Origin of the sequence: Streptomyces griseosporeus (genome assembly GCF_014656055.1) — a bacterium.
Classification (GTDB): Bacteria; Actinomycetota; Actinomycetes; order Streptomycetales; family Streptomycetaceae; genus Streptomyces; species Streptomyces griseosporeus.
On sequence record NZ_BNBR01000005.1, the window covers coordinates 379,221 to 396,284 of the forward strand.

15 protein-coding genes and 1 pseudogene are annotated in these 17,064 nt (G+C 73.1%); 9 read left to right on the forward strand and 7 right to left on the reverse strand.

From position 1 onward, the window contains the following. Window positions 1-9: 9 nt before the first annotated feature. The 3 genes from IE308_RS24780 to IE308_RS24790 all read right to left on the reverse strand — a co-directional run bounded on the left by IE308_RS24780 (window position 10) and on the right by IE308_RS24790 (window position 3,662). On the reverse strand, window positions 10-1,395 hold the full coding sequence (locus IE308_RS24780; protein WP_190219614.1) for a carbohydrate-binding protein: 1,386 nt from the start codon (window positions 1,393-1,395) through the stop codon (window positions 10-12). 146 nt (window positions 1,396-1,541) lie between these two features. After that, complete coding sequence (locus tag IE308_RS24785; RefSeq protein ID WP_190219615.1) at window positions 1,542-3,182, reverse strand: alkaline phosphatase D family protein; 1,641 nt, start codon at window positions 3,180-3,182, stop codon at window positions 1,542-1,544. Window positions 3,183-3,218: 36 nt separating this feature from the next. Continuing rightward, window positions 3,219-3,662 (reverse strand): ATP-binding protein, encoded by a 444-nt coding sequence (locus IE308_RS24790; protein WP_229909034.1) that lies wholly within the window; start codon window positions 3,660-3,662, stop codon window positions 3,219-3,221. 112 nt (window positions 3,663-3,774) lie between these two features. Between IE308_RS24790 and IE308_RS24795 the strand changes: the two genes are divergently transcribed. Beyond that, window positions 3,775-4,611, forward strand: coding sequence for a helix-turn-helix domain-containing protein (locus IE308_RS24795; RefSeq protein WP_229909035.1), 837 nt, complete (start codon window positions 3,775-3,777; stop codon window positions 4,609-4,611). After that, a complete protein-coding gene (locus IE308_RS24800) occupies window positions 4,608-4,850 on the forward strand; it encodes a DUF397 domain-containing protein (RefSeq protein ID WP_190219616.1) in 243 nt (80 codons plus the stop codon). Before IE308_RS24795 ends, IE308_RS24800 begins: the two co-directional genes overlap by 4 nt. On the opposite strand, the gene IE308_RS24805 is transcribed toward IE308_RS24800, so the two are convergent. Next, the gene (locus IE308_RS24805; RefSeq protein ID WP_190219617.1) at window positions 4,837-6,369 is read right to left on the reverse strand and encodes a glycosyltransferase; all 1,533 of its coding nucleotides are present in this window, start codon (window positions 6,367-6,369) and stop codon (window positions 4,837-4,839) included. The two genes, IE308_RS24800 and IE308_RS24805, sit on opposite strands and share 14 nt — an antisense overlap. 81 nt (window positions 6,370-6,450) lie before the next feature. On the opposite strand from IE308_RS24805, the gene IE308_RS24810 reads away from it, so the two are divergent. The 4 genes from IE308_RS24810 to IE308_RS24825 are packed head-to-tail and all read left to right on the forward strand — an operon-like array spanning window position 6,451 to window position 9,550. Then, the gene (locus IE308_RS24810) at window positions 6,451-6,858 is read left to right on the forward strand and encodes a GntR family transcriptional regulator (protein ID WP_110629325.1); all 408 of its coding nucleotides are present in this window, start codon (window positions 6,451-6,453) and stop codon (window positions 6,856-6,858) included. Continuing rightward, window positions 6,855-7,754 (forward strand): ABC transporter ATP-binding protein, encoded by a 900-nt coding sequence (locus IE308_RS24815; RefSeq protein ID WP_190219618.1) that lies wholly within the window; start codon window positions 6,855-6,857, stop codon window positions 7,752-7,754. The genes IE308_RS24810 and IE308_RS24815 overlap by 4 nt, the downstream gene beginning before the upstream one ends. After that, window positions 7,751-8,707: an ABC transporter permease gene (locus IE308_RS24820; protein ID WP_190219619.1), complete on the forward strand. Its 957-nt coding sequence runs from the start codon at window positions 7,751-7,753 to the stop codon at window positions 8,705-8,707. Before IE308_RS24815 ends, IE308_RS24820 begins: the two co-directional genes overlap by 4 nt. Window positions 8,708-8,752: 45 nt before the next feature. Further along, window positions 8,753-9,550, forward strand: a complete 798-nt coding sequence (locus tag IE308_RS24825; RefSeq protein WP_190219620.1) for a class I SAM-dependent methyltransferase — start codon at window positions 8,753-8,755, stop codon at window positions 9,548-9,550. 24 nt (window positions 9,551-9,574) lie between these two features. Here the strand turns inward: IE308_RS24825 and IE308_RS24830 are convergent, their stop codons facing one another. Then, complete coding sequence (locus tag IE308_RS24830; protein WP_110629329.1) at window positions 9,575-10,549, reverse strand: phage baseplate protein; 975 nt, start codon at window positions 10,547-10,549, stop codon at window positions 9,575-9,577. Between the two features lie 116 nt (window positions 10,550-10,665). After that, on the reverse strand, window positions 10,666-12,243 hold the full coding sequence (locus IE308_RS24835) for a right-handed parallel beta-helix repeat-containing protein (protein ID WP_190219621.1): 1,578 nt from the start codon (window positions 12,241-12,243) through the stop codon (window positions 10,666-10,668). A 244-nt stretch (window positions 12,244-12,487) separates the two neighbouring features. Between IE308_RS24835 and IE308_RS24840 the strand changes: the two genes are divergently transcribed. The 3 genes and pseudogenes from IE308_RS24840 to IE308_RS24850 all read left to right on the forward strand — a co-directional run bounded on the left by IE308_RS24840 (window position 12,488) and on the right by IE308_RS24850 (window position 16,617). Continuing rightward, the gene (locus IE308_RS24840; protein ID WP_190219622.1) at window positions 12,488-14,155 is read left to right on the forward strand and encodes a hypothetical protein; all 1,668 of its coding nucleotides are present in this window, start codon (window positions 12,488-12,490) and stop codon (window positions 14,153-14,155) included. A gap of 37 nt (window positions 14,156-14,192) precedes the next feature. Next, window positions 14,193-15,407, forward strand: a complete 1,215-nt coding sequence (locus IE308_RS24845) for an AAA family ATPase (RefSeq protein WP_190219623.1) — start codon at window positions 14,193-14,195, stop codon at window positions 15,405-15,407. Continuing rightward, window positions 15,404-16,617, forward strand: a pseudogene (locus IE308_RS24850) (vWA domain-containing protein). Before IE308_RS24845 ends, IE308_RS24850 begins: the two are co-directional and overlap by 4 nt. Before the next feature lie 22 nt (window positions 16,618-16,639). On the opposite strand, the gene IE308_RS24855 reads toward IE308_RS24850, so the two are convergent. Next, a complete protein-coding gene (locus IE308_RS24855) occupies window positions 16,640-16,861 on the reverse strand; it encodes a response regulator transcription factor (protein WP_110629333.1) in 222 nt (73 codons plus the stop codon). Window positions 16,862-17,064: the final 203 nt, after the last annotated feature.

Here is a 17,064-nt window from a genome sequence, read left to right on the forward strand (position 1 = left end):
CGGGCACGGTCACAGCCGCTGCCACAGCGCCGGCGTCAGCTCCGGGGACCACGCGCTCTGCGCCTGGTGGTCCTGGAGGCACCGGTAGCGGACCTCCCCGTACGTCACGGTCGCCCCGGCGTCGTACACGCGCCCCTTCACCCAGGCGTCCAGCGCGTGGGTCTCCGGCGCGGGGACGGTGGAGTCGGCGGTGGCGGTCTTCAGGGTGAGACCGAGGTCGTTCAGTGTCGCGGTGAGCGGCTGGAAGAAGGTCGTCCCGCCGCTGGTGCAGTCGCCGGAGCCGCCGGAGGTCGTGCCCTGCCCCTGGGCACCGGAGACGTACGGCCCGCCCGAGTCGCCGGGTTCGGCGCACACGTCGGTCTTGGTCAGGCCGTCGACCTGGCCTTCGGCATAGCGGACGCTGACGTTCTCCTGCTGGATGGTGCCGCAGTGCCAGCCGGTGGTGGAGCCGGACCGGCACACCGACGCGCCGACCAGCGCCCGGACGGAGCCGCTGACCTGCACGAGGTTGCCGCCCTCGCCCTTGACCTGCGGGGTGGCGGTCCAGTCGCTGTTGACGGCGACCCAGGACATGTCCTTGCCGGGGAAGACGGACGCCTGGAAGGTGCCCTGGTCGGCCATGTTCGACCCGGCCGTCTTGGAGCCGGGCTTGCCGCAGTGGCCGGCCGAGGCGAAGCCCTGCTTGTCGTCCTTGGTGACGGAGAAGCCGATGGAGCAGCGGGCGGAGCCGTCGATGTAGTAGGCGTCGCCGCCGACGATGTCGGCGAGGGCCCGCGGCCGCTCGTCGGACACCTGGACGCTGACGCGCTGGTCCTTGTCGACGCCGGCGGCCTTCAGGAAGCGGTCGGCCGCCACCTTGCTGGTGCCCTGGAGGACGACGCGGTTGCCGCGGACGTCGACGTACCAGACCGGGGTGTCCAGGGCGACGGCCCGGTTCCGGTTGCGGATGGCGGCGGCGTCCAGTTTCGCCTTGACGGCCTTGAGGACGCTCAGCGAGGAGCCGACCACGTTCGCCTTGGCGCCCTGGGCGCGGATGGCGGCGGTGTCGTCGGCGGAGGTGGTGGCGACGGTGAGGTCGGCGGCCGTCTTCCCGCTCACCCAGGCGCCGGCGAACCGCTCGCCGAGGGCGTTGCGCAGCAGGCCGGCGCGGGTGCCCGCCTCGGCCTCGTTGACCAGGCGCTGCGCGGCCTCGGCGGCGGTGAGCCTCAGGTCGCGCTGCATGGCGCGCAGCACATCGGGGGCGGGCCGGTCCGCGCCGAGCGTCTGCGCCGCGGTCGGCGCGGGACCGGCCGCCGGGCGGGGCTCGGCCGCCGCCGCGGCGTGCGCGCCGGCGAGGACGAGGGCACCGGCGGCCACCAGGGCGGCGCGGCGTCTGGTGGTGGGGGTGGGAGCCATGCGGGGGAGCCTCCTCGGCTGGACGGTGATCCTTCGTGATCCCAAGGCCTAGCCGCGCCGAGGTGCGCCGATTCACTCCCGCGAGGGGTTTCCCGCGATGGGGGACGGCGGGGGCGGCATGTGCAGTACGCGGGCCGCCGACCAGGTCACGCGGGTTTCAGGCCGGGCGCGCCCGCCTCGGTGACGAAGGACGCGGCCGTGCCGACCGGCGCGCCGGGCGTGGTGACGGCGGAGACGGTGCGGAAGTCGGCCCGCGTGGCGTCGCGGCCCAGCTCGATGCGGACGTAGCCGCGGCGGCCGTTGTAGAACTTCATGTGCGGGTTGGCCTTCATCTGGGTCTCCCAGTTGCTGGGCTTGTCCGTGCCGTTCCCGCCGCTGGCGATGGAGGTGGCCGTCAGCTCGGTGCCGACCGTCTTGGAGGCCGGGTCGTCGAAGTTCTCCTTCAGGTCGAACGCGTACGCCACGTGCATGTCACCCGTGAGGACGAGCCAGTTCTTCAGGCCCACCTCCTTCGCCCCGTCCATCACCCGCTGCCGGGACGCCGAGTAGCCGTCCCAGGCGTCCATGGAGACCGTCGAGTCGGCGTTGAGGTTGAACTTGCGCTGGGCGAAGCAGACCTGCTGCGGCATCACGTTCCACAGGGCTGTGGACGACCGCCAGCCGTCGATCAGCCAGCGCTCCTGCGCGTCGCCGGTGATCGTGCGGGCCGGGTCGGTGCTCTCCGGCCCCGGCACGTGCGGCCGGTCCCCGTAGGCCTGGTCGTCGCGGTACTGCCGGGTGTCGAGGATGTCGAACTGGGCGAGGTTGCCCCACATGAGCCGCCGGTAGAGCTGGGCGTCAGGACCGCTCGGCAGCTGGGCGGCCCGCAGCGGCATGTTCTCCCAGTACGCCCGGTAGGCGGCGGCCCGCCGGATCAGGAACTGCTCGGGCGGCGAGCCGTTCTCGTCGTGGTCGCCGGCGTAGTTGTTCTCCGTCTCGTGGTCGTCCCACGCCACGACGAACGGGTGCGCGGCATGCGCGGCCTGGAGGTCGGCGTCGTTGCGGTAGAGGGCGTACCGCAGCCGGTAGTCCGCCAGCGTCATGGTCTCGTGGTTGAGCGCCGCCGGCAGCTTCACATCGGTGTACTGGCGCTTCCCGCCGACCTCGTTCACCGCGTACTCGTAGATGTAGTCACCCAGGTGGAAGACCATGTCGACGTCCTCGGCGGCGAGGTGCCGGTGCGCGGTGAAGTAGCCGTCCTGGTACGCCTGGCAGGCGACGGCCGCCAGCTTCAGCCCGCTGGTGTCCGCCCCGGCGGCGGGCGCGGTGCGGGTACGGCCGACGGGGCTGACCCAGGCCCCGACCCGGAACCGGTAGTAGAACACCGTCGACGGGGTCAGCCCCTGCACGTCGATGTGCACGCTGTGCCCGTAGTCGGGGAAGGCGATGGCGGTCCCCGCGCGCACCGGGGCCGCGAAGCTCTCGTCCAGCGACAGCTCCCACAGCACCGCCACGCTCTCGTCCCCGAGCCCGCCGCCCTCCTCCAGCGGCTTCGGCGCGAGCCGCGTCCACAGCACCACCGAGTCCGGCAACGGGTCGCCCGAGGCCACGCCGAGCGTGAACGGATCCTCGGTGATCCGTCTGGGCTTCTTCATCGGGGCGGCCATCGCCCCCTTCGCGGGCAGGTTGGTCGTGAAGGCGAGCGCGGCGGCAGCGGCCGTGACGGTGAGGAACCGGCGGCGGGCGAGGTGGGGCGCGGCTCGGCGGAGCGTGGCGTCGTGGCGGGAGGTGTGGCGCACGAGCGGCATCTGACGTCCTTTCAGAACAGGGAGGCGCCACGCATGCTAATCGGACAAAATGCTGAAAACGGGTCGCCGTGCCGCGTGCCACGCGAACTCGCACCACACCACCTTTCCGGGGTCCCGCTCCCCGACGCCCCACTTGTCCGCCAGCGCCGCCACCAGCAGCAGACCCCGCCCGCCCTCGGCGGCCTCCCCCGCCTCCTCCGGTATCGCGGGCACCCCGTCCCCGCTGTCGTGCACCTCCACCCGCAGCACGCCCTCGTACGGCAGCAGCCGCAGCAGAAAGCCCCGGCCCGGCGGTACGCCGTGCAGCAGCGCGTTCGTCGCCAGCTCGCTCACGCACACCAGCACGTCGGCCGCCCTGCGCCCGTCCACGCCCCAGTCGTCCAGCGCCTCCCCGGCGAACGCGCGCGCCCGCGGCACGGACCGGCGTTCGCGACGGTAGAAGCGCTCGCGCGGGGACGGGAGTTGAGTTTCGGCATTCACGGGACGAGAGTCACGCTCCGTGCCCATCATGAGACAGTGCGTGCACTCGTACAGCTTCTTTGTACGGGTGCACGAGGGTGAACGTACGCGCGCGCCTGGGGAGTTCGACCGCATGAGCACCACGACGACCCGACGGTCACGGGCACGGAGGAACGCCTCGGCGATGAAGATGGTGGGCGCGCTGCTCGCCGTCTTCCGCGAGGCGGAGGGGTACACACAGCGGTCGCTCGGGGCGGTCTTCTGCGTCAGCGAGCAGACGATCGCGTCGATCGAGCAGGGCAGACGGCCGCTGAAGTCCGACCTCGCCGAGCAGCTGGACGAACTGCTCGACACCAAAGGGGCGTTGAGCGCGGCGGTGCGGAACATGCCGGAGGTGGATCTGGTCCCGATGTGGGCGGAGGAGTATCTGGACCGGGAGCGGGAGGCCATCGCGATCTCCTGGTACGAGGGCCTGGTCATCCCGGGCCTGCTCCAGACGGAGGCGTACGCGCGAGCGGTGTTCCGGAGCCGAGTGCCGGTCTACGACGAGGACGAGACGGAGCAGTTGGTCGCGGCGCGCATCGAGCGCAGGGACATCCTGCACCGCAGGGTGCCGCCGTCTGCGAGCTTCGTGATCTGGGAGGCCGCGCTGCGGGACCGCCTGGGCGGGGACGAGGTGCACGTCGAGCAGGTGCGGCACCTCCGGGAGTACGCCGAGCTGCCAGGGGTCACGGTCCAGGTGCTGCCGCTGGGTCGTACCTCGCACGCCGGGCTGGACGGGCCGTTCATCCTGTTGGAGACGCCGGAGCACCAGCGGCTCGCGTACAGCGAGACCCAGCGGGGCAGCACCCTGATCGCCGACCCGGACGAGGTGGCGATGATGACCCAGAAGTATGCGATGCTGCGAACGCAGGCCCTCAACACCGAGGACACAAGGGCCCTGTTGGACCGTCTTCTGGGAGAGCGATGAGCGGCACCGCACTTGAGTGGTTCAAGTCCAGCTACAGCGGCAGCGAGGGCGGCGCCTGCGTCGAAGTCGCCTTCGACTGGCGCAAGTCGAGCTACAGCGGTGATGAGGGCGGGAACTGCGTCGAAATGGCCGCCCAAGCCACCTCCATCCACATCCGCGACTCCAAGACCCCCGACGCCCCCCACCTCACCGTGACCCCCACCACCTGGTCGGCCTTCCTCGCGCTCACCGCCAGGTGATCAGCGTCGCCGTGCCCAGCGAACCGGCCGTCGGCATCCTCCGTACGGTCGGCTCGTGGCGGCCGATCAGCCGGGTCAGCTCCGCGCGGCCCGGCTGGAGCCGCCCCCGCTCGTAGAGCACCAGCGTGACCCGCGTGCCCTCCGGCGCGCCCCGGTACTGCCCGTAGGTCACCGCGTCGCACCCCGAGTACCAGCCCGTCTCCGGCTCGTACCCGGTGACGACCAGACAGGGCCCGTCGCCCCCGGCCAGCGCCCGCGCCACCGGCACCGTCGACGCGCTCTGCCGTACCGGATCCGGCATGGCCCCGTGGGCCACGACCTGTGCGGTGCCGCCGACGGTCAGCACCGCCAGCCCGGCCACCGCCGCCAGCGCCGTACGCCACCGGCCCAGCGCCTCCACGCCGAGCACGGTCAGCAGGACCACCGGCAGGAACACGAACCTCGGCTCGCCGTCGGTGGCCAGGCCGAGGACGACGAAGACGAGCACGGACGCGAGGCCGAGGAAGCGGCGCCGGGCGTCGCGCCCCCGCGCGGCCAGGACCAGGCCCGCCACCATCAGCACCGCGCCCAGGTCCCCGGCCAGCCGGTAGGGGAAGATCGCCAGGTAGTAGAGCAGGCCGTCACCGACGTAGACCCGGTTGGCCTGCTCGGTGGCCGACAGGACGAGGCCGAGCGGGGAGCCGGTGACCTCGGTCGCGTACACGAAGTGCGGCAGCAGGCCGGCCGCCAGCACCAGCCCGGCCGCCGCGAGCCGCCGCCGTACCCGCCACCACGCGCCCGGCCCGTAGGCGACGACCGCCGCCGCCGCGATCGCGACCAGGTTCCCCACCACGCCGTACCGCAGGTAGAACGCCATCACGGCCACGCCCGCCGCGAGCGGCAGCGACCACGACCGGCGTACTGCCTGCGCCCGCGTCAGGAGCCACACCACCAGCAGCAACAGGCCGGTCGCGCCGATGTCGTTGAGGAACTCCGGCACGCGGCGCAGGAAGCCGAGGCCCGACAGGACCACCAGCGCCACCACCGCGCCCCGCCTCGGGGTCGTCCAGCGGGCCGCGACCAGATACGTCACCGTCAGCGTGAACAGGACCAGGACCAGGCCCGTCGCGCGCAGGGCGCCCACGTCGTCGTGGACGGCGAGGGCGACGCGGCCGAGGGCGGGCAGGCCGGGCGGGCGGTAGGTGCCCCAGCCGGCCGCCGGGGTGCCGTCGGCCCAGGCGCGGGCCTTGCCGGCGTACACCGCCTCCTCGTGGCCGATGTACGGCTCGTACGGCTGGAGCCAGGCCCAGACGCCCGCCGCCAGCGCCAGTACGGCGATGCCGTACACCGGCCCGGGTATCGCCCCCAGCCGCCGTACGCCCACACCCGACCGTTCCACCGGCCGCCACCTGCCCCGCGCCCACCACCACGCGGGCGCCGCGAGCAGCAGGAACGGCCAGGGCTGCCAGCCCGGCAGGAGGCTTCCGTACCCGGCGAGCAGGAGCAGTTGCTGGGCCACCGCCGCCCCGGTGCAGGCCACCGCGACCACCAGCCCCGCTGTTCTCCCGTTTGACAACCCGACCCCCCGCTTCCATGCTTGTGCTAATTCATTAATGGAACCATGGAAGGTGACGTGGTCGAGTACCGGATCGACCGTGGCAGTGGCGTCCCGGCCTATGTGCAGATCGTCGAGCAGACCGAACGGGCCCTGCGGATGGGCACGTTGCGGGTCGGCGACAAGCTGCCCACGGCCAAGGAGGTCGTTGCCGCCTGCGCGATCAACCCGAACACCGTGCTGCGGGCCTACCGGGACCTGGAACAGGCCGGACTGGTCGAACTGCGCCGGGGGCTCGGGACGTTCGTCACGCGCTCGCTGGCCAGCCCGGCCGCCGAGGACGACACGCTCCGCGCGGACCTGGCCGACTGGACGGCCCGCGCGCGGGCCGCGGGACTGGAGAGGGCGGACATCCTCGCCCTGGTCGCCGCGGCCCTCGACCACCACGAGCAACAGCAACAGGAGGACGCATGACCGGGGCCGACGCCCCTGCCGCCGCCCTGCGCGCCGCCGGACTGGGATTCCGGTACCGGGCGCGCGGCGGCTGGGCCCTGCGGGACTGCGGGTTCACCGTGCCGAGGGGCCGGATCACCGCCCTCGTCGGACGCAACGGCGCCGGCAAGAGCACCCTGCTCCACCTGGCCGGGGGCCTGCTGCGGCCCCGCACCGGGGAGATACGGGTGCTGGACGCCGTACCGGGCACGCCCGAGGCGCGCGCCCGGGTCGCGCTGCTCACCCAGGACAAGCCGCTCTACCCGCGCTTCACCGTGGCCGACACCCTGCTCATGGGGCGGCGGCTCAACACGGTCTGGGACCAGGCGGCGGCCGAGGCCGTCGTCCGGGAGGGGCGCATCGGACTCGACGCCCATGTGGGGGAGCTGTCGCCCGGGCAGCGCACCCGCGTCGCCCTCGCTCTCGCCCTCGGCAAGCGGCCCGAGCTGCTGCTGCTCGACGAGCCGATGGCCGACCTCGACCCGGTCGTGCGCGGCGAGATCATGGCGGCGCTGATGACCGAGGCCGCCGAGCGCGGCACCAGCATCGTGCTCTCCTCCCATGTGCTGCCCGAGCTGGAGCAGACCTGCGACTGGGTGCTGATGCTGCGCGAGGGACGCGTCGAGATCAGCGAAGACGCCGACACCCTGCGCGAGGAGCACCGGCTCCTCACCGGGCGGGCCGATCTGCGCGGCAGCCTCGACGGGCACACCGTCGTCACCGAGCGGACCGCCGGACGCCAGCTCACCGCCCTGGTGCGGGCCCGTGGCCCGGTCGACGGGGACTGGCACGTGGAGCGGCCCTCCCTGGAGGCCGTCCTCGTCGCCCACCTCCAGGCGGCCGGTGCCACCGCCGCCGCCGAGGAGGCCGCCGCGTGAAGGGCTCCCTGTGGCTGGCCTGGCGCCAGCAGCGCGTCCTCGTCGGCTGCGCCGCCGCGCTCGCCGTCGTCGCCTGCGCCATCGCCGCGTACTCCCGCTCCGGCATGCTCGACGAGCTGCGCACCGGCCTGTTCGACACGTGCGAACCCGGGCCGCTGTACTGCTGGCCCGACGGGGCGAACGGGCCCCTGTTCCTCGACATCACCCCATTGCAGTACCTGGGCGCGCTGAACATCGCGCTGCCCGTGCTCATCGGCGTCTTCTGGGGCGCCCCGCTGCTCGGCCGCGACCGGGAGCTGGGCACCCACCGCACGGTCCTCGCGCAGGGCGTGAGCCGCGGCCAGTGGTTCGCCTCCCGGTACGCCCTCGCCGCCTGCTGTGCCGTCGTGCTGTCCGGGCTGCTCGCGCTGCTGTTCCGCTGGTGGTGGGAACCGGCCGCGGACCACTCGTACGGCCTCTTCTGGTACGAGACCACCGCGCTCAGCGGCTCCGGCCCGCGCACGGTCGCGGGCGCCCTCTTCGGCCTCGCCGCCGGCACGCTGGCCGGCCTGCTCGCCCGCCGCGTGCTGGCCGCGATGGGCTGGACGCTGCTGGTCACGGCCGTGGTGACACTGGCCGTGGAGTGGACCCACAAGGCGCGCGTGTTCGTCCCGCCGCACCGGTACGTCAGCCAGGGCATCGCCCCCAAGCCGCCCATGGGCGAGAAGTGGTCCACCGGCACCTACGGCCTGATCACCGCCACCGGACGGCGCGACGACGTCCTGTCCTGCCCCTACCCGTCGGGCGCCGAGCTGAAGGCCTGCATGGCACGGCACGGCTATGTCGCCCGCTTCTACGAGGCCAACCCCGCCGGTGACTGGTGGTCCTTCCAGTGGACCGACACCGCGCTCCTCGGCGGCCTCGCGCTGCTGCTCACCCTCGCCACGGTGCTGCTGCTGCGCCGCCGCGTCTGACGCGTCACCCTGAACCCGAGACACCCGTACGGAGGTCGCTCCGCCATGCCCGCAGACGCCCGCTCACCGAAGAAACTGCGCAGCAACCGCGCCAGCCTCACCCACAAGGTCGGCTACGCCCTGCGCCACCCCGGCCGCGTCGCCCCCTACGTCCGCCGCGCCGCACGCGACGCCTACCTGCGGATGAAGCACCCCGACCACGTCGGCTACTACCGCGCGGTGATGGCCTCCGACACCCGGCGCAACCCGGAGGCCGCCGTCGGCAGCCGCACCCACGACCGGTGGCTCGCCCTCGGGCAGATGCAGTTCGACTACCTGATCGAGCACGGGCTGCGGCCCGAGCACCGCATGCTCGACATCGGCTGCGGCAACCTGCGCGGCGGCTGGCGGTTCATCGACCACCTGGAGCCCGGCCACTACTACGGCATCGACATCTCGCCCGACATCCTCATCGCCGCGAAGAAGACGCTCGCCGACCGCGGCCTCCAGGACAAGCTGCCGCACCTGACCATCACCGGCGACCTGACCTTCGACTTCCTGCCCGACGCGCACTTCGACGTCGTCCACGCGCACAGCGTCTTCTCGCACTCCCCGCCGGCCGTCATCGACCAGTGCCTGGCCCACGTCGGCCGCATCCTCGCCCCGGACGGCTTCTTCGACTTCACCTTCGACCGCACCGAGGGCGAGGAACACGTCGTCCTCAACGAGGACTTCTACTACCGCACCGAGACCCTTCTCGCCCTCGCCCGCCGGCACGGCCTGCGCGCCGAGTTCATGGAGGACTGGGAGCGCCGCCCCCACGGCCAGTCGAAGATACGGGTGCGCCGCGGGGACAGCGCGTAGTCGCGAAGGGATCCCGGGGAGGGCTCAGACCAGGTCGTTCTTGTAGAAGATGCTGGAGCGGCGGTCGCCCTCCACCCCGCTGGCGAAGCCCAGGAACAGCCGGGACTCGCCCGCGTCCGTGCGGTAGATCGCCAGGCCCTCCGGCTCCCGGTACACCAGCGTCGAGCCGGCCTTGGTCAGGGTCGGGCCCTGCACGATCTGACCGGTGTTGACGTTGATGCTGTACAGGTAGGTGTTGCCCGGGTCCGGGTTGGTGGAGGAGTAGGCGTTGCCCGTCAGGAAGTACATGTACGAGCCGTAGAGCGTGTAGCCCTGCGCGGTGCCGGAGATCGACGGCTGCGGGAAGTTCGCCAGCGGGTTGCTGAAGTCACCGGCGTTGGCGTCCGCCAGGTTGTAGACGGCGATGTGCTTGGCGCCGTTCATGTGGTAGCGGACGATCATTCGGTTGTACACCGGGTCGATCGAGCAGGTGTACTCGCTGGCACCGGCGATCGGCGCGTACTTCACGATGCTCGCGTCGGAGGAGTCCAGCGTCGTGCCGGCCACGTACTTGATGCGGGCCAGCTTGGTGCCGTACCCGTTGGCGTTCGCGTCGGCCTCCACCCACAGGTAGCTGCTGCTGCCGCTGGGGGAGACACCGAAGGCGACGCCGTGGCCGAAGCCGTTCAGGTGCATGTACGAGATGTAGTTGCCCTGGAAGTCCAGGTGGCTGATGCACAGGTCACCGGCCTCCTCGGCGGAGCCGGACCGCTTCGCCGCCACGAACAGCCGCTTGTTCACCGAGTCGAAGGCGAAGCTCTGCTGCACCCGCACGCTGTGCAGCGACTTGTCGCGGAACAGGTCGTACGAGGGCTGCGACAGGTCGAACCGCGCCGTCTCGCTCACCGCCGCCGCCGCGCTCTGGGCGCCGTAACCGAGACCGACCACGGCGAGGGAGGCACCGGCCCCGGCACGCAGCAGACCACGACGGGTGAGGGGGGTACGGAGGGGGTTTTCCAAGGCACGACTCCTTGTACGGCATGAACGGAACAACAGATTCCCCGCACCCTACGCAGCGGCCCGGCCCCCACTGAAGGGGGGCCGGGCCACCGGCAGGCACCGCACAGGTCGGTTGGCTACGGATTGACCACGTTTCCGCCGAACGTCACCACCAGCTTGCCGTCCGAGGCGAACGACCAGCCGAGCGCGCCGGAGTAGGAGGAGCAGCGGGAGCCGTTCGTGCCGGTCCAGAACTGGTTGGAGCCGTCGGCGTCACCGACGGTCTTGTCGTTCGAGCCGCTGACCGTGAAACGGCACGAGGTGTTGGAGCGGAACACCGACGTCCCGGCGTCCCAGGAGAAGTTGCGCTGGGCGTTGTCGATGCCGACGTTGCTCGTCACCTTCATCGAGCCGGGGTTGCTGTTGTAGGTGAAGCCGTGCTTGCCGTTCTTGTAGGCGATGCTGTGCTGCACGACGTGGTCGACCGGGATGCTCTCGCCGCCCAGCTTGTAGCCGTTGCGGTCGCCGTTGGTGTTGACCGTGCCGTTCGTCAGCGTGCCGTTGTTGTACGACAGCGCGTACTCGATGGTCACCGGGCCGATCGCGCCCGTGTCGCTCTTGGTGTACAGGTCCCAGCCGTCGTCGATGTTGTTGTGCGAGACGGTATAGCGGAACACGTTGCCGGTGCCGGTGGTCAGCTTGGCCGCGAAGCCGTCCGCGTCCTCGCCGTCGGAGTCGGCGTTGTCGTGCGACTCGGCGCTCAGGATCAGGTTGTCCGAGGGCCACTGGCTCGCCGGGGTGGTGGAGGCGATCCGGCCGAGCTGCAGGCCGGTGTCCCGGTTGAACCGGGTGACCGTGCGCTCGATGACGTTGTGGCTGCCGCCGACGTAGATGCCGTTGTCCCCGGCCCGCTCGACGACCAGGCCGTACACCCGCCAGTAGTTGCCGAAGACCTGGAGCCCGCGGTTGGCGGGACTCTCCGTCTGCGCCGAGAAGTTCAGCACCGGCGTCTCGCCCGGGTACGCGGACAGCGTGGTGCGCGCGGCGGCCGTGCCGTTGTTGCCCTCGGGGATGGTGACCGTGGACGAGTACGCGTACGTCCCGCCCCGCAGGTAGATCGTGCCGCCGGGGGCGATCCGGCTGATGGCCGAGGTGAGCGTGGTCGGCGCGGACTGGGTGCCGGCCGCGCCGTCGGTGCCGTTCGGCGCCACGTACAGGGCGTTCGCGGTGGGCGGGGTGGTGGTGCCCGACGTCGTCACGTCGGCGTAGTCGACGTTGGGCAGGCCCGCGGAGGTCGTCGGGCTGAGCCGGATCGTGTTGCTGCCGGCGTTCAGACTGACGGACAGCGTCTTGGTCGCCCAGGTCGTCCACGCGCCGGTGCCCTCGAAGGACGGCGTCTGCACGGCCGTGCCGTTGACGACGAGGGAGGCGGGGCGCGCGGTGGTGGTGCCGTTGGCGAACCTCAGGTCCAGAGTGGCGGTGCCCGAGCTCGCCGCGTTCACCGTGAACTGCACGTACCCGCTCGTGGAGTTGGCGCCGTTGCAGTAGCCGCTGCCGGAGTAACCGGCCCATTCGGTCTCCACGGCACCGCTGCACACCGCGGGGGAGCTCTCCGCCTCGTACCGGGCGGTCGCGGCCTGCGCGCTGGTGCCGGAGAGGGCGACGAGGGTACCGGCGAGAAGGCCGACGGTGGTGAGGACGGGTCTCACGTCCATGGGAATCCCTTCGGAAAGCGCTTTCGGGTGCCAGTTTTCGGTGACGGTAGGGGTGGTGCCGTGTACGCGTCAATAGACGTGTACGTGATTGCTGTTCAGAAGGGTGAACCCGTAAGGGTGCCGAACTCCCCTGCCGGCGGCGGAAATTGGGTGGTGCCGAGCGGCGCGGGGCGCTACGCTCCCCGGCGATGACGACTCACTCCACTCACAGAATGGGGGTCCCGTCCGCGCAAGGTGAGTGCTGATGGGCACCCCTGAGACCGCGAACGAGGACTACTCCCGCCTCTCCCTCTGGCTGCGCGTGCGCCGGTACGCCGTGCCGCCCTCCGTGATCGAGACCGCGACCGCACGCCGCCGCACCGGCGACTGGGGCGGCGCCTGCGCCGCCGCGGGCATCGACGTCGACCTGCGCCTGCGCTCCGTGGCGCACACCCACGGCCGCGACCTCGCCGCCCGGATCCGCGCCGACCTCCGCCATCTCGCCCCCGACCTGCTGCGCTGGCACATGCCGAGGATCGCCCCCGACGGCCTGCTGAGACCGGGGCTGACGGTGACGCTGGCGCGGTACGAGCCGGACGGCGGCGGCCCACCGGTACACCTGGTCGTCCGCACCCCACCTGCCTGGGCGGATGCCGGGCAGCGCATGAGCCTGGCGGTGTGGGACGGGGGGCGTGCCGGTTCCGGCGCCTCTGCCGGTGAGCGGGGGCATCCGCACCCCCACCCCAGCCGCCGCTTCCGCCTCGACCTGCACCGGCATCTGTGGGATGCGCGCAGGGCGGGGGAGTTGGGGGTGAGGGCGGGCGGCGCGCCGTCTGACGGGCCGGGCGCCGACGGGGTGTCCGGGGGCGGTGGTCGGGTGCCTGGGGGTGCCGACCGGGTGTCCGGGGGCGGTGGTCGGCTGACGAGGGCGTTCGGTGAGGGGCCCGGCGCGGGCCCCGGTCGGCCGCCGGTCGGGTGTGACGGCGGGCTGCCGGAGGCGCCGGGTGCGCTGGGCGGTGCACTGGGTGTCGACCTGGCGTCCGTTGGCGGTCGTACGGGCATTAACTGGTCATCCTGGAGCGGCAGTTGGCTGCCGGATGCCTTCGCCGACGGGCTCGCCGTCGAGCGGTGGGCCGATGAGGCGCTGCTCGTCCTGCGGGACCGGGGGCGGGTCGCCGGGCCGGTCCTCGTGCGGCTCGGCGCGGGGCGGCGCCTCGTCCTCGACGTCGGCCCGGCCGGACAGTTCGTGGACGCCGTGCCGTGGGCGTCGTACCGCGGGCACTCCGCGCTGCCCGTGCTGCCCGACGCCGCCGTCCGCGTGCTGCCCGACCTCGAACTGCTGCGGGCCGGACTCCTCGACGCCGGGGACCTGCACCCGCTGGTCGCCGAGGCGCTGCTGCCGGGACACCGGGCGCCCGCCACGCGGCGCGAGCCGGACGCGCCGGGCGGGCCGCGGATCGTCGACTGCCGGGGCGCCCGGCACCGGATCGGCCTGGTCGACGGGGTGCTGAGCGCGCTGGACCACACCCCGGAGGAGATCCGCCGCGAGGACCTCCTCGTCGCCCTCGGCGGACCCCCGCTGCCCTGCCTCCAGGCCATCGACGACGCCCACCGCCGCCCCGACTGCCTCACCGGCGTCCGGGAACGCCTCGACCACGGCGACCTCACCGGCGCGCTGGCCGTCGTGGAGGGCCTGCTCGGTCCCGACGCCGTCCTGCGCGGCGGCGCGCTGCGCGACGAACTGGAGACGGCGGCGCAGCGTCTCGTCGCCTACGGCCTGTTCCGGGCCGGGCTCGCGGACCCGCCGGGCCCGGTACCGCACGCGGACCCGCGCCGCACGGGCGCCCGGCGCTCCGGCTCGGGCAAGCAGGCCCGTTCCCGCTCCCTGTCCCGCGTGCGCCACGCCCACCACGCCCAGCGCGTGAACCGCTGACGCGCGCCCTCCCCCGACTCACTCACAGGTGACCCTCATGACTTCTGCGCTCTTGCCCACCCCTGCCGACCAACTGGCCGTAGCCGCCGATCTGTTGGCCCTGCTCGCCGACACCACCACCGAACCGCGCCCCGACCCGCAGCTGGAGGCCCTGACCCTGGCCGTAGCCGCCGACCTGCCGGTGCTGCTGTGGGGCGAGCCGGGCATCGGCAAGACCGCCGCGCTCACCCAGCTCGCCGAGGAGCTTCAGCTGCCGCTGACGACGGTCATCGCCAGCGTGCACGAACCGTCCGACTTCGCCGGGCTGCCCGTCGTCGGCGACGACCCCGCCACCCAGGGCGTGCCGATGGCCCCGCCCGACTGGGCCGTCCGCCTGGTGCGGGCCGGGCGCGGTCTGCTCTTCCTCGACGAACTGTCGACCGCGCCGCCGGCCGTGCAGGCGGCCCTGCTGCGGCTGGTGCTGGAGCGGCGGGTCGGCGCGCTCGAACTGCCGCCCGGCGTACGGATCGTGGCGGCCGCCAACCCGCGCTCCTCGGCGGCCGACGGCTGGGAGCTGAGCGCGCCGCTGGCCAACCGGTTCGTGCACCTGCGGTGGGCCCACGACCACGAGGTCGTCGTACGGGGCCTGGGCGGCACCTGGCCCCGGGCGACCCTGCCCCGCCTCGACCCGGAGCGGCTCGCCGAGGCCGTGGACCTTGCCCGGCGCGCGGTCACCGGGCTGCTCGCGGTACGGCCCGCCCTCGTCCACCGGCTGCCCGGCAACGACACCCAGCGGGGCGGGGCCTGGCCGTCGCCCCGCAGCTGGGAGGCGACCGTCCGGCTGATCGCCTTCGCGACGGCGGCCGGCTCCTCCCGGGACGTGCTGTCACTGCTGGTCAGGGGCGCGGTCGGGGACGGCCCCGGCCTTGAGCTGCTGGCCGCGCTGGACCGGATGGACCTGCCCGACCCGGAGGACCTGCTGGCCGACCCGGCGGGCGCCGAGCTGCCGGAGCGGGGCGATCTGCGGCAGGCGGCCCTGGACGGCGTGGTCGCGGCGGTACGGGCCCGACCGGACCGGGCCCGCTGGGACGCCGCCTGGGCGCTGCTGGTCCGGGCGCTGGAGACGGGCGCCCCGGATCTGGTCGTCGTACCCGCGACGACGCTCGCCTCGCTGCGGCGGGAGGACTGGGACGTACCGCCGGCGATCGAGCGGCTGGCCGGGGTGGTGAACCTGTCGCAGCGGGCGGACCGGGCGGTGGCGGGGCGGCGATGAAGGGGACGGTGGGTGAGCTGGACCTGGAGAAGCTGTACGCGGCGCGGCTGCACGCGGTGCGGGTGCGGCCGTACCTGGCGACGGCCCTGTTCGCGCTGCACGTGGTGGAGTCGCGGGACGTGCCGACGATGGCGGTGGACCGGCACTGGCGCTGCTATGTCTCCCCGGCGTTCGTGGCGTCGATGACCGTGGCGGACCTGGCCGGGGTGTGGGTGCACGAGGTGTCCCACCTGCTGCGCGACCACCACACCCGCAGCGACCGGGTCGCCCGGCAGCGGGGCCTGACCGGCGCGGGGAAGCGGCTGCGGATGAACATCGCCGCGGACCTGGAGATCAACGACGACGTGTACGGCGACGGGCTCGCCCGCCCGAAGGGCGCCGTCGTCCCCCGCATGCTGGACCTGCCCGCGGGCGAGCTGATGGAGGACTACCTGCGCCAGTTCCGGCTCGGCCCGGGCACGGAGGGCCTGGCCTGGCTGGACTGCGGCAGCGGCGCCGACGGACTGTCCCGGCACTGGGACCTCGGCCCCGACGGGGCGCGGGGGCTGAGCGAGCAGGAGCGGGACGGGGTCCGCTTCCGCGTCGCCCAGGCGATCACCGGCCGCCCCGGGACCGCGCCGGAGGGCTGGCGGCGCTGGGCGGAGGAGGCCTTCCACCCGCCGCAGCCCTGGCGGGAGCTGCTCGGCGCGGCGCTCCGCTCGGCGGCGGCCGCCTCCGGCGCGAGCGACGACTACAGCTACGGCCGTCCCTCGCGTCGCGCGGCGTCCGTGCCGGGCGCGGTCCTGCCGAGCCTGCGGCGCAGGCCGCCGCGGGTGTGCGTGGTGATCGACACGTCCGGTTCGGTCAGCGACGCGGAGCTGGGCAGCGCGCTGCTGGAGGTGGCGGCGATCGGGCGGGCGGTGGGCGGCCGGCGCGACCAGGTGAGCGTGGTCTCGTGCGACGCGGCGGCCGGCTGGCCAGGCCCCTGTGCCAGGCGGAGGGCATCGAGCTGATCGGCGGGGGCGGGACGGACCTGCGCACCGGCTTCGACCAGGCCCTGCGCACCCGCCCCGACGTGATCGTGGCGCTGACCGACGGCCAGACCCCGTGGCCGCGGCGCCCGCCGTGCCGGACGGTGGTGGGCCTGTTCCCGCGCCCGCCGCGCGAGACGGAGAGGGACGGCTGGCGGGCGGGTCCGCCGGAGTGGGCGCGGGTGGTTCGGATCGGGTAGCCCCCCTTCCTGCGGGCCCAGCTCACAGGCCGAGGGCGATGGCCACGCGGGTCAGCTCGGCGGTGGTGGTGATGTCGAGCTTGGCGCGGATACGGCGCAGGTAGGCGTCGACGGTGTGCTTGGACAGGCCCATGTGACGGGCGGTCTGGAGGTAGGTCCGGCCGGCGGCGATGTGCCGCAGGGTCTCGCGCTCACGGGGGGCGAGGGCGGTGGCGGGGGCGGCGGGGGTGAGGGTGAGGCTCATGGGAAACTCCGGCGGGCGTCGAGATTCGGCGGTCGGCGGGGGAGCGCTGCCCACACCCTCGTGAGCAGAGAGGGAAGCTGTCCGGTGCGGCTGCCTGCGGCGGCTGTCCGTTTCGGGATGCTTTGACCTCGTATGAATAGATTGGCTGCCGGACTTCATGACGGTGTCCGCCGACTGTCACAGGCGCGTCACAGGGGAGGGGA

Bases quoted from the DNA above. Each gene is read 5' to 3' on its own strand.
- IE308_RS24815 (WP_190219618.1), top strand. From the start codon at position 6,855: ATGACCGGGGCCGACGCCCCTGCCGCCGCCCTGCGCGCCGCCGGACTG.
- IE308_RS24800 (WP_190219616.1), top strand. From the start codon at position 4,608: ATGAGCGGCACCGCACTTGAGTGGTTCAAGTCCAGCTACAGCGGCAGC.
- IE308_RS24825 (WP_190219620.1), top strand. From the start codon at position 8,753: ATGCCCGCAGACGCCCGCTCACCGAAGAAACTGCGCAGCAACCGCGCC.
- IE308_RS24840 (WP_190219622.1), top strand. From the start codon at position 12,488: ATGGGCACCCCTGAGACCGCGAACGAGGACTACTCCCGCCTCTCCCTC.
- IE308_RS24810 (WP_110629325.1), top strand. From the start codon at position 6,451: ATGGAAGGTGACGTGGTCGAGTACCGGATCGACCGTGGCAGTGGCGTC.
- IE308_RS24780 (WP_190219614.1), bottom strand. From the start codon at position 1,395: ATGGCTCCCACCCCCACCACCAGACGCCGCGCCGCCCTGGTGGCCGCC.
- IE308_RS24845 (WP_190219623.1), top strand. From the start codon at position 14,193: ATGACTTCTGCGCTCTTGCCCACCCCTGCCGACCAACTGGCCGTAGCC.
- IE308_RS24855 (WP_110629333.1), bottom strand. From the start codon at position 16,861: ATGAGCCTCACCCTCACCCCCGCCGCCCCCGCCACCGCCCTCGCCCCC.
- IE308_RS24795 (WP_229909035.1), top strand. From the start codon at position 3,775: ATGAGCACCACGACGACCCGACGGTCACGGGCACGGAGGAACGCCTCG.
- IE308_RS24785 (WP_190219615.1), bottom strand. From the start codon at position 3,182: ATGCCGCTCGTGCGCCACACCTCCCGCCACGACGCCACGCTCCGCCGA.
- IE308_RS24835 (WP_190219621.1), bottom strand. From the start codon at position 12,243: ATGGACGTGAGACCCGTCCTCACCACCGTCGGCCTTCTCGCCGGTACC.